Source organism: Ruegeria sp. B1 (assembly GCF_056535885.1).
Genome location: NZ_JBQFJA010000001.1, coordinates 1,356,267 through 1,370,006 on the forward strand (window position 1 = coordinate 1,356,267; position 13,740 = coordinate 1,370,006).

At 58.7% G+C, this 13,740-nt stretch carries 12 protein-coding genes; 8 read left to right on the forward strand and 4 right to left on the reverse strand.

What is annotated here, in order from left to right:
• Both ACR3ES_RS06555 and ACR3ES_RS06560 read left to right on the forward strand, forming a co-directional pair.
• Positions 1-495, forward strand: a complete 495-nt coding sequence (locus ACR3ES_RS06555; RefSeq protein WP_170435943.1) for a (2Fe-2S)-binding protein — start codon at positions 1-3, stop codon at positions 493-495.
• The gene (locus ACR3ES_RS06560; RefSeq protein WP_170435945.1) at positions 492-2,909 is read left to right on the forward strand and encodes an aerobic carbon-monoxide dehydrogenase large subunit; all 2,418 of its coding nucleotides are present in this window, start codon (positions 492-494) and stop codon (positions 2,907-2,909) included. Before ACR3ES_RS06555 ends, ACR3ES_RS06560 begins: the two co-directional genes overlap by 4 nt.
• Before the next feature lie 248 nt (positions 2,910-3,157).
• Here ACR3ES_RS06560 and ACR3ES_RS06565 read toward each other — a convergent pair whose 3' ends face one another.
• Both ACR3ES_RS06565 and ACR3ES_RS06570 read right to left on the reverse strand, forming a co-directional pair.
• Complete coding sequence (locus ACR3ES_RS06565; protein ID WP_480492774.1) at positions 3,158-3,757, reverse strand: S24 family peptidase; 600 nt, start codon at positions 3,755-3,757, stop codon at positions 3,158-3,160.
• Between the two features lie 253 nt (positions 3,758-4,010).
• Complete coding sequence (locus ACR3ES_RS06570; RefSeq protein ID WP_480479826.1) at positions 4,011-4,238, reverse strand: hypothetical protein; 228 nt, start codon at positions 4,236-4,238, stop codon at positions 4,011-4,013.
• On the opposite strand from ACR3ES_RS06570, the gene ACR3ES_RS06575 reads away from it, so the two are divergent.
• Genes ACR3ES_RS06575 through ACR3ES_RS06585 form a run of 3 tightly spaced genes read left to right on the forward strand, consistent with a single transcriptional unit; the run spans position 4,226 to position 7,426 of the window.
• Entirely contained in the window at positions 4,226-6,598 is a 2,373-nt protein-coding gene (locus ACR3ES_RS06575; RefSeq protein ID WP_480425058.1) for a helix-turn-helix domain-containing protein, read from the forward strand. The genes ACR3ES_RS06570 and ACR3ES_RS06575 overlap by 13 nt on opposite strands.
• Positions 6,555-7,223: an AAA family ATPase gene (locus tag ACR3ES_RS06580; protein ID WP_480423910.1), complete on the forward strand. Its 669-nt coding sequence runs from the start codon at positions 6,555-6,557 to the stop codon at positions 7,221-7,223. The genes ACR3ES_RS06575 and ACR3ES_RS06580 overlap by 44 nt, the downstream gene beginning before the upstream one ends.
• A 2-nt stretch (positions 7,224-7,225) precedes the next feature.
• On the forward strand, positions 7,226-7,426 hold the full coding sequence (locus ACR3ES_RS06585) for a hypothetical protein (RefSeq protein WP_480423912.1): 201 nt from the start codon (positions 7,226-7,228) through the stop codon (positions 7,424-7,426).
• Between the two features lie 230 nt (positions 7,427-7,656).
• On the opposite strand, the gene ACR3ES_RS06590 is transcribed toward ACR3ES_RS06585, so the two are convergent.
• Positions 7,657-9,042 carry an IS1182 family transposase gene (locus ACR3ES_RS06590; RefSeq protein WP_480424921.1) on the reverse strand — a complete coding sequence of 462 codons (1,386 nt, stop codon included), beginning with the start codon at positions 9,040-9,042 and terminating at the stop codon, positions 7,657-7,659.
• 307 nt (positions 9,043-9,349) lie between these two features.
• On the opposite strand from ACR3ES_RS06590, the gene ACR3ES_RS06595 reads away from it, so the two are divergent.
• The 3 genes from ACR3ES_RS06595 (at position 9,350) to ACR3ES_RS06605 (ending at position 13,493) form a co-directional block, all read left to right on the forward strand.
• Positions 9,350-10,165 (forward strand): type IV toxin-antitoxin system AbiEi family antitoxin domain-containing protein, encoded by an 816-nt coding sequence (locus ACR3ES_RS06595; protein WP_480423914.1) that lies wholly within the window; start codon positions 9,350-9,352, stop codon positions 10,163-10,165.
• A complete protein-coding gene (locus ACR3ES_RS06600; RefSeq protein ID WP_480423916.1) occupies positions 10,155-10,340 on the forward strand; it encodes a hypothetical protein in 186 nt (61 codons plus the stop codon). Before ACR3ES_RS06595 ends, ACR3ES_RS06600 begins: the two co-directional genes overlap by 11 nt.
• Before the next feature lie 333 nt (positions 10,341-10,673).
• Positions 10,674-13,493, forward strand: a complete 2,820-nt coding sequence (locus ACR3ES_RS06605; protein ID WP_480425060.1) for a S8 family peptidase — start codon at positions 10,674-10,676, stop codon at positions 13,491-13,493.
• Here the strand turns inward: ACR3ES_RS06605 and ACR3ES_RS06610 are convergent.
• A complete protein-coding gene (locus ACR3ES_RS06610; protein WP_480425061.1) occupies positions 13,477-13,734 on the reverse strand; it encodes a hypothetical protein in 258 nt (85 codons plus the stop codon). The two genes, ACR3ES_RS06605 and ACR3ES_RS06610, sit on opposite strands and share 17 nt — an antisense overlap.
• Positions 13,735-13,740 lie beyond the last annotated feature (6 nt).

Genomic DNA, 13,740 nt, shown 5'->3' on the forward strand with positions numbered 1-13,740 from the left:
ATGTCGAAAATGCACGTCAAACTCACCGTGAACGGTAAAGAGGTCGAAGGCCTGGCCGAGCCGCGCACGCTGCTGATCCATTTCCTACGGGAAGACCTAAAAATCACTGGCCCTCATATCGGATGCGAGACCAGCCACTGCGGCGCCTGCACCGTGGATATCGATGGCAAGTCCGTCAAATCCTGCACGACTTTTGTGGCGCAGGTGAACGGAGCCGATGTCACCACCGTCGAAGGCCTCACCAATGACGATGGCAGCCTTGGCGTATTGCAGGAAATGTTCCGCGAACATCACGGGCTGCAATGCGGCTTCTGCACGCCGGGGATGATCACCCGCGCGCATCGCTTGCTGCAGGAAAACCCGAACCCGTCTGAGGAGGATATCCGTTTCGGCATGGCCGGGAACCTGTGCCGCTGCACCGGCTATCAGAATATCGTCAAGGCAATCTCGGCCTCGGCTGACATGCTGAACGCTCAGAAGGAGGCTGCGGAATGAACGATCAAACTCTGACCCCCGAAGAACGCGCCGCCAATCTCAAGGGGATGGGCAGCTCGCGCAAACGCGTCGAGGACGTGCGCTTTACCCAAGGCAAAGGCAACTATGTCGATGACATCAAGCTGGATGGGATGCTGTTCGGTGCTTTTGTTCGATCGCCATATGCTCATGCGCGTGTCGTCAGCGTAGACAAAGAAGCTGCACTGGCCGTGCCCGGTGTGGTGGCTGTGCTGACGGCCGAAGATCTTGCTCCGCTGGGTCTGCATTGGATGCCAACACTGGCGGGTGACAAGCAGATGGTTTTGGCCGATGGCAAGGTGCTGTTCCAGGGCCAGGAGGTTGCCTATGTGGTGGCTGAAAATCGGTACATCGCGGCAGATGCGGCAGAGCTGGTTGAGGTTAATTACGAAGAGTTGCCGGTTCTGACGGATCCGTTCGACGCGCTGAAATCGGACGTTGTTCTGCGCGAAGACCTTGAAGGTCAGACCGAAGGCGCGCATGGTCCGCGCAAACATCACAACCATATCTTCACGTGGGAACAGGGCGACAAAGACGCGACCGAAGCCGTTCTTGGTGAGGCAGATGTGGTCGCCGAAGAGATGGTTTACTACCACCGCACCCACCCATGCCCGCTGGAAACCTGCGGCTGTGTTGCCTCAATGGACAAGGTGAACGGCAGGCTCACGCTTTATGGTACATTTCAGGCACCGCACGCGATCCGCACTGTCGTGTCACTGATCTCCGGGCTCGCCGAGCACAATATCCGTGTGATCAGCCCCGATATCGGCGGTGGCTTTGGCAACAAGGTTGGCGCATATGCGGGCTATGTTTGTTCGGTTGTCGCTTCGATTGTCACCGGTCAGCCGGTGAAGTGGGTCGAAAACCGGATGGAAAACCTGATGTCGACCGCCTTTGCCCGCGACTACTGGATGCAGGGCAAGATCGCAGCCACGAAAGATGGCAAAATCACAGGGCTGTGGTGCCACACGACAGCGGATCACGGCGGTTTCGACGCCTGCGCTGACCCCACCAAGTTCCCGGCGGGATTCATGAACATCTGCACCGGGTCCTACGATATCCCGACCGCCTATCTGGCTGTGGATGGCGTCTACACCAACAAGGCGCCAGGCGGTGTCGCCTATCGCTGTTCTTTCCGGGTGACCGAGGCGGCCTATTTTATCGAGCGAATGATCGAAGTTCTGGCCATCAAGCTGAACATGGACGCAGCCGAGCTGCGACGGATCAACTTCATCAAGGCAGATCAGTTCCCATACCAGTCGGCGCTGGGCTGGGAGTATGATTCGGGCGACTATCACACCGCCTGGGACAAAGCCCTGAAGGCTGTGGATTATGAGGGCCTGCGCGCTGAACAAGCGCAGCGGGTTGAGGAGTTCAAAGCTGGTAAAACCCGCAAGCTGCTGGGAATTGGCTTAACGCATTTCACAGAAATCGTGGGCGCGGGACCGGTCAAGAACTGCGATATCCTCGGGCTGGGGATGTTCGACAGCTGCGAAATCCGCATCCATCCGACGGGTTCCGCCATCGCACGGCTGGGGACGATCTCTCAGGGCCAGGGCCATGCCACGACCTTTGCCCAGATCATCGCCAGTGAGATCGGCCTACCCGCCGACGACATCACTTTGGAGGAAGGCGACACCGATACCGCGCCTTATGGTCTTGGAACCTATGGGTCTCGGTCCACGCCTGTGGCCGGTGCGGCAACGGCGATGGCCGCCCGCAAAATCCGCGCCAAGGCGCAGATGATCGCGGCGTACCTGTTGGAAGTCCACGACAATGACGTCGAATGGGACGTGGATCGGTTCGCTGTCAAAGGTGCGCCCGAGCGATTCAAGACCATGAAAGAAATCGCCTTCGCCGCATATAATCAGGCCATTCCGGGGCTGGAGCCGGGTCTAGAGGCTGTGAGCTACTATGATCCCCCGAACATGACCTATCCGTTCGGAGCTTATATCTGTGTCATGGAAATCGACGTGGATACCGGCGAATGGGAGGTTCGGCAGTTCTACGCGCTGGACGATTGTGGCACACGGATCAACCCGATGATCATCGAAGGGCAGGTCCACGGTGGCGTCACCGAAGCGCTGGCCATCGCGATGGGTCAGGAAATCGCCTATGATGAAATGGGGAACGTGAAGACCGGCACGCTGATGGACTTCTTCATCCCGACCGCGTGGGAGACGCCGAACTATATCACCGACTACACGGTGACGCCGTCCCCGCACCATCCGATTGGGGCAAAAGGTGTCGGTGAAAGTCCAAACGTGGGCGGTGTGCCTGCATTTTCGAATGCGGTGCATGATGCGTTCCGGCCGTTTGGGTTGGTGCAGAGCCACATGCCGCATGATCATTGGCGTATCTGGAAGATCGCCAATGGGCTGGGGATGCACGGGTAGTTGGGTTCGAACCGGCTGGCGCCGGTCCGATCAGACGGAGGGGGCCAGCCCCCTGGGGGGGATCGGAATTAATTGGAACGGTGAGTACGGTTTAAACTGGAACAGGTGGATGAAGGTCATCGCATGATAGCCTTGTTTTATTGGCGATGCGGGACGGCGCGGCAAAATCGGCCGTTCGGCAAGGATGGCCCGAACTAAACTGGACTATGCCGGATGATGCCGGATGTTTCCAAAAACGGCATTAACTCTCACCACTCACGCATGGATGCGACCACTCTGCCTTCCAATCGGACATCCTCTGGTGCCTCCAAATCCACAATGATCGGTGGGTATCGTGCGTTGGTGCTGATCAGCTGGAGCCTATTACCTGGCAACCGCTGTACGCGTTTAACAAACAGTTGCCCGTCATAATGTACGGCGAACATAAAGCCGTTGCGTGGCTCTTTCTGATCCGTGGCGATCAGGACGAGATCACCATCTGAGAGCTCTGGCTCCATGCTGTCGCCAGTCACGCGGATCACCGACAGATGATCCTCACTTAGCCCGCGCCGCTGAATGGAAGCCCGACTGTAGCTGTAGTAACCGGAGCCGACGTCGGCCTCCACTAGCGAATCGAAGCCAGCGGACGCCTGCGCATCGAAGTGCGGAATGGCGACAAACTCTTCAACACGATCATTGGGTTGAAGTGCCAAAGCTTGGTTCTCATGAGCATTTGCTCCGACACTCTCCGTGATCAATCGGGCGCCTCGCCCGGTTAGAAGCCACGTTGGTGATATGTCCAAATGCTCCGCCATTGCTGCTAAAAGCTCAGCGCTCACCTTCCTGGAGCCCGAGAGATAGTGCTGCATGGTTCGGTAGTTCGCTCCGATCTTATTGGTAAAATCCTGCAAACTCAAACCGCTAGCAGATACGGCCTCTTTTAGTCGCTCATTTATGTCCATTTGTTCTTATGTCGCTTGATTATAGGAGCATTTGGTCTTATTTGTGATATTACAACATACCGACGCACCCCAGCATTGCGAGGACACTATGTCAGCAAGAAGCAAGCCGTTCCAGCCCGGAGCGGTTCTATGTGAGATCATCGTTGGCGCATGTCGCGCCTCAGACCTCGGCGGGCGTGGGAAGCAGAACATCCACACCAGCACCACTCCCGTGGCTACCTGCGGACAATCTGGGGACGACACGGGCCAGGCGCGCCTCAAACGCCGGAAGCGCATGGCACCCCGCGATGCGGTGCTGAGCGAGGAACGCGTCACGGAACGCGTCCCCGGTGCCGGAGAAGGGGCGGGCGCCCCGAGACGGTGGCGGTGTAAGCCATGGGGCAGGCATCGCGCAAATTCGAACTGGTTGAGGCCAACGCCTCGGGGTTGACCAATCCGCCGCTAGAAGCCGTTGGTCAACCTGTTGGTCAACCATTGGTCAACCACGAAAAATGGTTGCCGATGAATGACCTGGTCGAGTTGTCTGGGGTATCCAAACAGGCGGTCAGCAAAGCCCTGCAGTCGCGCAAGTGGCGCGGTGTCGATCTTCTTGTCAGAGAAGTTGAAATCGGGCGTGGCGGTGCTGGAGGTCGAGCACCTCAAGCGCATGTAGACCACTTACCCGCTGATCTGCGGGAGGCCTGGTATCTGGAGCGTGGCATCGTGCTCCACGCAAAGCCCGATGTGGCGACCGGCGGCACCTGTCTTGTACCGGAGCAGGCCCACCAAACGGATGCACGCTTTGAGGCCGATCTGGCTTTGGCGCGGTGGCGGCAGGAGGTGATCCGCCCGGCCCTGGCCTTTGAGAAGGGCTCACCTGAGCGGGCGGCGGTGATCGAGGGCCTCACCCGGGAACCGCGCCTGTTCCCCAACGGGAAACGCAAGCTGATCTCCAAGCAGACGCTCTATAACTGGCTGCGCGACTATGAGGCCTTTGGTCTAAATGGTCTGGTCCGCAAGCGCCGCGCCGATCACGGCGTCCGGCGCCAGACGGTCACCCGCGCCTGGGATGCGTTTTTTGAGGCGCATATCGATGCGGCCACGCAGGCCGGGATCGGCGCGGACCTGACCACCTATATCCGGTCCCTCTGGGCAGCGGGGGAATGCGGCTGGCGCGCGATCTCGGAGAAATCCACCACCCGCCTGATCGAGATGAGCCGAGACCTGCGGGTCGTGCCCTTCGAGGCGCTGGAGCTGGGCCGGTGCGGCGACACGAATGCCAAAGGCACCCAGTTCGGCCTCTGTAATGTGAACCGCCGCCAGGTGGAGCATCACCGCCAATACGCGCTTCTCGCGATCAAGGACAAAGACAACGCCACCTTCCAGGACAGGTATGTGCCCTCGATCCGGCGGGACTATGCCACGTTGCTGCCACGTCAGATCGTGGTGGGGGACGTGCACCCCGTGGATATCATGATGCGCCGCGCCGATGGCACGGTGGTCTATCCCAAGGCGATTGCCTGGTACGACGTAGCTACCAATGAAATCCATATGACGTTCGTGCTTTGCGAGCCCGGTGAAGGCATACGGCGCGAGCATGTGGCCCAGAGCTTTGAGGCGATGGTCGCGGAATGGGGCCTGCCCGAGATGCTCTATCTCGACAACGGGTCCGAGTATTCCTGGGATGCGATGATCGGCGGGTTCACCCAGCTCTCCAGACTGACGCAGGGCGGGCTCAAGGTGTTTGATCTCACCGGTGATCCGAAGGTCGCAGCGCGCGTGGCCGAGGGCCGTGAAGCCGTGGTGCGGTCGATGCCCTACAATGCGAAGGGCAAGCCGGGCATTGAGGGTGCCTTTGGCAACATCGAGCAAGTCTTTTTCGCCACAATCCCAGGCTGGACCGATGGCGACCGCATGAACAAGAAGACCCACGCCAAGGGCAAAGACCCGGTGGCCTTCGATGGCGATGCGAGTGCCTTTCTGGAGACCGCTGGCAAAGCCTTGGAGTGGTATCACAAGCGCCCTCAGCATGGGCGGCTTGCAGGCATGAGCCCCAATGAGGCCCTGCGCAATTTCATTGATCAGGGATGGGGCAAGACCACACTCTCGCACCCCGAGGTTCTCGCCCTCGCCTTTGCCGAGGAGGTCGAGCGCATGCCGGATCGCGGGCGGGTGAGCTACACCCCCCGCCGTGGCGAGACGATCTATTTCTACGACGATGCGCTCCTGGGCCTCACCCACAAGATCACCCTCCGGGTGCCCGCCTTCAATCCCGCGTTTGTGTTCTGTTTCGCCAATGGTGAGTTGATCTGCCAGGCCTTCCCGGAGCGCACCTTTGGTGTCCTGGATGATGCAGGCGCTCGGGAGGTCAACCGGCGCGGCAAGGCCTTCCGCCGCCAGATCGCTGAAAAGCGCAAGCATGTGGCCCTGTTGTCGCTGACCGAGGAAACCGAGCGGCACATCGCTCATATGCCCGATGCGCCGGAGGCCCCGGTGGCTGCAGTGGTCGATGCCGGGATCATCGACCGCATGGTGCGCATGGATGCCGAGGCGCGCGCAAAGGCCCTGGCCGAGGCCGCCAATACCGAGCCGCGCAAACCCATTGAACAATGGAAACCGCCGACCCCGAGGTGGTCAGGACTTTCACATATGCGGAGGAAGAGGATTGAGGAGCTTCGTCGAAACGGAGATGGCGGGCCGGGCGCGCATGATGTGCGAAACGGTGATGTCCGTGCCACAATACAGCCGCCTGGGTCAGATCACGGGTGATCCGGGCACCGGCAAGACCTCGGCGACCTACTGGCTGGCCGAGACGCTGGGGGCCATTCGTATCGAGGCCTGGGCAGGCATGAAGGAAAAGACCTGCCTGCAAGAGCTGGCGCATGCCTTTGCCAAGGCCGGATATCCCATCGATGCGAGCGGCACATCCAACACCCTGATCCAGCGCCTCATCCGGCAGGGGACCGAGGGCAAGCTGATCATCGTGGATGAGGCCAATCACCTGCGCTGGCCCACCCTTGAGATGCTGCGCTCGATCTCTGACATCGGCGGCGCGGGGCTGGTGATCGCGGGCACGGACTTGCTGGCCAGAAAGTTCATCCACCCGCAAATCCGGGTGTTCCTGGAGCAGTTCCGCCAGCGGATCGGCACCAAGAAGGTGGTGATGCAGCCGGTGCAGGAGGCGGGCGAGATGGCCGCCTATGTCCTGGCCCCGCGCTTCGGGAGCATCACTCAGAAGAGCGCCACGGCCTTTCTCAGAAAGACGGGGGGCAACTGGCGCTTAGCGATGGCCCTGGCCGATGCCTGCGCCCGCCTCATGGAGAATGAGGGCATCGACAAACTCGATGAGCGCGTGGTCGAGACCGCTGCCGCATGGATGGCGGGAGAGAGTTGAGGATGGCCGTTCCCGAAACCGTCCAGGAGCTGGTCTCCCTTGCCGCGCCCCATGCCCTTGATGGCGCGCCCTTCACCGCTGCGGACCGGCTGCACAAGGCCGCCGATGCTCGCACCGCCCACGCCATCCCTGCGGGGTATCCCAACCCACCGGGCTTGGCACCATTGGCGAGACCAGCACCCTCAGCGCAAGCGCAGGATTGAAGATCACGTTCATGGCATACTCCCATGCTCTAACGCCGGGGCACTCGGATCATGATCAGGCAGCGACCCTCGGTGCTTTCAACTCGTTGTTATTTCTGTCAAATTGGGCGGATTCTGTTGAAGAACTCGGTGCAATTGACTGCCAGATTATCGCTGGAGAACCAGCGCGAGTTGTTTGGTCCGGACGCTGGCCCAGTCGTCTCGCAAATGGGCTGATTTGGCGGGTCAGATCATCCCATGGCCTCCGTTTGGGCGGTCCTGGGCCTGAGCTTGGCGAGCTTTCTGAGGTTCTGTGCGATGGCAGCGAGCAGGAACTCATCTTTTGCCCCGTTCGGGCCGCGCAATCGCAACCTGGTCAGGTTCAGGATGCGTTTCAGATGCGCGAAGAGCATCTCAACTTTCTTCCGTTTGTCACGGCTGACCTTGTAGGCTTTCGTCTTCCGGCTCGATCGCGCGAAGTCCCGGGCGTCCTCGTGCTCTTCCCGGCTGATCGATCTGCAGATCGCATTGGGGCAGCACTTCTCTTTCGATGGGCACCCCTGACAATCGGATTTTAGAGCGCGATACTTTCGGGTGCCGCGGATGTTCTTGTCGCGATTGGGATCGGAGTAATTCCGGCGGAACTGCTTCAATGCGAAACCTTCGGGGCAAATGTATTGGTCGTTGGCCTCGTCGTATTCAAACTCAAAACGGGTCCATGCGCCGTCCTTGCGGTTCGAATGATCGATCACTGGAATGAAGGGGATGATGCCGCGTTTCTTGACCAGCCACCCCAAGTTGTCGCTGGATCCATAGGCCGTGTCCGCGGCAAGCCAATCCGGCCGGATGCCGAAGCGCTGTTCAGTGCGATCCAGCATTGTTTGCGAGGCACCCACCTCGGCCTGTCGGATCGCCCGCGTGGCTTCAACATCCATGATGACTGAGCTTTTTGTGTCGATCAGGTGGTTCGTGGCATAGGCAAAGTAGGGACGACTTTCCTCAGCTCGGGTCCACTGAGCTGCCGGATCCGACTTGGCGACGAACTTAGGTTGTACCGGCGAGGCTGCACCGAAGGCCGCATCGTCTAGCGTTTCAAGGTACTCTCTGGCCGCGCGATTGCCCGCAGCTCGAGCGACGTCTTCGCTCCAGTCCTTAGCCGCAATGGAACGGGCTTTGTTGGCATCCGCCGGTATCAGGCTGGCGTCGACAGCAAAGCCTTCGCCTGACACGAGGTCCTCCTTCAGGCAGCGCTCCACCGTCGCCTCGAAGATATGGCGCAGCATGTCGCTTTCCCGAAGCTTGCCATGGCGGCACCGCGAGAACGATGAATGATCCGGCACCTTGTCCTCCAAACCGAGCCGGCAAAACCAGCGATACGCAAGATTGAGATGCACCTCCTGGCACAGTCGTCGTTCGGACCGAATGCCCATCGCATAACCAATCACCAGCATCCGGACGATCAGCTCGGGATCGATCGAAGGGCGGCCCGTGTGGCTGTAAAAGGGCTTCAGCCTCTCCCGCATGTCGCCCATGTCGAGGAAACGGTCAATCTCTCTCAATACGTGATTAGGCGGCACATGTGCGTCCAAATCGAACTCATAGAACAGCTGCGCTTCAACCTTTTGAATGCCCATCATCGCCCGATCCTCCCAATCTCGATAAATCAAGTGAATCAAACGACTTGCCGCACTGCAACACAGAGTTCTTCAACACCATCGGCGGACTCCAGTCATTCGCTGCGAACGCGATTGCTCCTTCCAAGAGTCTGGATTGCGGCCATTCAAATGTGGAATTGCTTGCGACTCCGGAAATCTGGCCGCTATATTTTGCAGGCGAAAATTCATGAAATTCGCGAATTCCGGTATGCGGTATATACCGGAAGTATAGTACTATACTTAGATAGAAATTCGCTATTTCCGAGAATTTTGTGTACTCTAATGTAGTATGAACGATTCGAGACCACCGCTGGCTCGCGGGCGCGCCCGCCTCACTACAGTCATTCAGGCTTCAGGGGATGTCGTGCGTATTGACGATGCAGTGCGAGCTTTGGATATCGACCGTCACCAGGCCGCGAAATTACTCTCAAGATGGACCGCCCAAGGCTGGCTCAGGCGAGTTGGTAGCGGGGCATATGTACCTGTTCAGCTTGATCTTCTCGATGCGAGGCAGGTCTTGCAGGACCCTTGGATTCTTGTGCCGACGCTATTTGAGCCATGTTACATTGGGGGACGGACCGCTGCCGAGCATTGGGACCTCACCGAACAGATATTTCGCGATGTTCTTGTGTTTACGGCCCGCTCGGTTGCCGGCCGGACAGTCGAGCGGCAGGGTGCGGTCTTTACACTCAAGCACATCAAGAATGAGATGATATTCGGGACGAAAACGGTTTGGCGTGGCCAGACCCGTATTCCGGTGTCTGATATTAACCGCACAATCATCGATATGCTCGATGATCCCCGGGTTGGCGGGGGCATTCAACATGTCTCGGAGTGTTTTGATCGCTACCTACAGCGGCCTGATTGCAACCCTGATCTGTTGATCGACTACGCTTTGCGCCACGGAAACGGCGCGGTCTTCAAGCGGCTCGGTTTTCTTGCTGAACGCCACGAAAAGGGCGGAATAGTTGCCCGCAAAGCGCGCAAGCATCTCACCAAGGGGCATGCCAAGCTGGACCCGTCTTTGGAGTGTCCGCGTCTCATCACACGTTGGCGCTTGCGTGTGCCGGATAGCTGGATGAAGGACGCCCCGCATGATCGATAAGCGCGAAATCCTTGGACTTGCCAGTACGCAGGGCCTTACCCCGCACGTGGTGGAAAAGGATTACGCGCTTGGCTGGGCGCTCGCGGGTATCTATGCGCATCCTGAGCTATCTGAATCCTGGGTCTTCAAGGGCGGTAGACCGGATCGAATTATTTTGGATTTCGGACCGCCTTAATTTGGATTGATCCGGCTTCAATCGCTCGGTCTTTTCGTCTGGGTTGAGGTGGTGAAGCTCCTGCCACTGATCTCATGGCGTGCGCAGGCCGCACCATAGCCGATGTCTATTCAAACATAGGATCGGGGTATTTCATAATACAGTAACCGGGTTCTAAAGTTGGGCAGGAAACGAATGGCCCGCCTACCGAATGATCGGTCAGCAATCCTCAATATCCGCAATACATTCAGCTTGTTACTTGCGAGCCGGGTGGGTCGGGCGGTTCATCGGTATCAACGGCGCGCGGTCGCAACCGAGCAGTTACAATCTAACAGCTAAAGAATAGCAATCATCATGCGCCTGTTTAAGACGTTAGCCCTGACCACGACGGCCATTATTACCTTTGCCAACTCCGTCGCGGCGAATATCTACGCAGGCCAACTCGCCTCCTACTCAGATCAACAGGTCTTGAGCTACCTCGTTCGCGAACATGCGCGCGATCCATCGACCTCCGAGGATGCGAAAGAGTACATTATCCTGAACCGACCAGGGATTATGGAGGACTACCTCAACCAAACCTTAGACCGGGCACCAGACACCCGTAGTTTTTCCCTTTCGGAGCTAAGCACAGGGGAGACCTTCGGGATTGGTTCGATCGCCCTTGGGCTCGCCGCAGTTGGGCTTGCAGCTTCTCTCGCAGGCGGTGGTGGTGGAGACTCTGAGACAGGCTCCGGCCCAAATCCAGGCACCGGTATTCCAAACCCAGGTCCCAGCCCATCACCTTCTCCAAACCCCAGTCCAAATCCAAGCCCAGGTCCCGGCACTCCAAACCCGGGCCCCAACCCAGGCCCCGGTCCCAACCCAGGCCCCGGCCCCAATCCAGGTCCCGGCCCCAACCCAGGCCCCGGTCCCAACCCAGGCCCCGGCCCCAATCCAGGTCCCGGTCCCAATCCAGGTCCCGGTCCCAACCCAGGCCCCGGTCCCAATCCAGGCCCCGGTCCCAATCCAGGCCCCGGTCCCAATCCAGGCCCCGGTCCCAACCCAGGCCCCGGTCCCAACCCAGGCCCCGGTCCCAACCCAGGCCCCGGTCCGGACAATCCCGCTTTCTTCCGGACCGAAGAATTCAACGCAAACTATGCTCTGTCTCTGATTGGAGCCGATGAAAAATACGCTCAAGGCTGGCGAGGACAGGGCATAAAGATTGCAATCCTGGACACAGGTATTGATATCGACAGTCCAGAATTCGAAGGGAAAATCGACTTTGAGAACAGCCACTCTTACTTTGTCGGAGACCCCGACGATATTTCTGAGCCTGACGGTCATGGCCGTTCCGGTCATGGCACGCATGTTGCCAACATCGCTGCAGGCAGGAAAAACGGTCAAGGCCTGCACGGCGTTGCCTTTGAATCCGAGCTTGTCATCTTCAAAGGAATAAGAAAACGGGGCGACTACACCGAATTTACGATTCCGATCGAGAACATATGGGCTGATGCCATAAACCGCGCAATTGACGCTGGTGCGCATGTCATGAACAACAGCTGGGGTCGAACCAAAATTGTCGATGATTTCATCGTCGAAATGCCAATCACGGATTTCACAACTGAAACTCCGGACGAAAATAGCAAAAATCTCGAAGAATTTCTTGGCCGCAAAACCCTCGACGCCCTGGATGACGCCAAAGAGGCTGACTTGATGAACATTTTTGCCGCAGGTAACAGCGGCCTGCCCGAGGTCGGAGTCCTCGCAGGCATTCCAGTCGTTCTGGAGGACGATTATCTCGGTTACTTCATCGCCGTCGTTGCTGTCCGTGAAGACAAGAGCCTATGGCACTCCTCCAACCACTGTGGCGTCGCAATGCACTTTTGCCTCGCTGCGCCAGGCGCAGGTGTCATTATCATCCCCAACGGCAACGGCTTCACTCACTTGAACGGAACATCCATTGCAGCCGCCTATGTCACTGGCGCCTATGCCGTATTGAAGAGCCAGTGGCCACACCTGACAGCACCCGTAATCGCTGAGATTATGTTCGCGGCAGCCGAAGATCTCGGTGAGCCGGGTGTTGACCCGATCTACGGGCAGGGCCTCCTCAATCTGGAACGCGCCATGCTTCCTATGGGTGAGCTTGTCGTCTACCAGGGGAACACCACCGAGAGCGACGCCATGCCTCTCGCCGAAACCGGCATCGTCGCCAGCGGCGCCCTGGCGCCAGCCCTCAATCAAGCCCTCGCAGGGCAGACCCTGATGGTTGCAGATGCGTATACGCGCGGATTTGAGCTTGCCGCCAGTGCCCTGGTCTCCGAACTCAAGGCGCCAAGACCCCGCCCCACCTTCGTACGGGAAACAAAGGCCAGCGACAGCCTGACGCTCATGCGTTCAGATCACGGAACAGGTCTCCGTTTTGATGGGGATGTGTTCTCCTATGAGATAACCCTCGGCGACATAGATCCAGACACAGATCCATTTGGACAGCTTCTGACAGAAGACTACTCATTCAGGCACAAGTTTGAACTCACACAAGCGCTGGCCCTTATTACTGACCACGCGGTCGGATCATCCACGGGCTCCTTCTCGAGGACCAGCATAGGGCTTGAAGCAAAAGACAAAGATGGGTCAGGCCTTTCTGCCCAGTTCGGCCTCATAGAAGAAAACGGCACAGTCCTTGGATCCCGCTTTATGGGAGCCGCGGGTCAGGGCGGACGCAGCTCTACCTCATTCTTGGAAATATCCGGATCTGTTGCGGTCGGGCAGGGCACGCTCCTGACGGTATCGGGCACGCAAAGCAGGACAGATTTCAAACAGGCAGGCCTGGTCACTGGCGGCCAAAGCCTGACGGGGCGTGCCGGCAGCGTCTCAATCAGCAAGAAACGCTTTCTCGGCAGCCCAGGCACGATGCGCTTGTCGATATCCAGTCCGCTCCAGATCTCCTCTGGTGAGATTTCAATCGACCTCCCCCGGGACAGGGTTGCAGCAGTGGCCGGTCAGGAAAGCGCGGGCGTGACAAGAAGCTCTCAAACTGTGCAGATTACATCTTCAGTGCGGCCGATAGATATTGGCCTGACCTATCAGCTTGCTTCAGAAGCGCCCGGACCGGAAATTCTGTTTAACGCGGGATATCGCGCACAAGGCGGTGACCCCAATCCCTACATTGGATTTGCCCTCAGTCACAGGTTTTGAGCCGCAGGGACAGCCCGATCACTGGGTGCCATGCCGCAGCCGCCAAACCCGCCAGCACGATCAGCGTCGGCACCGAACCGCTCGCCAGCACCCGGTCATACACCTGTAGCATGAACAGTGATCCGGTGAGCATCAGGAGATTGATCGGCAGGCTGAGCAGGCCAACACCTGCGAGCGTAGAACGGAGTGCCTGAAGGCACTCCGCAACAAGCCCGTCCTGGGTGCGTGATTGCGACACCATGCGTTG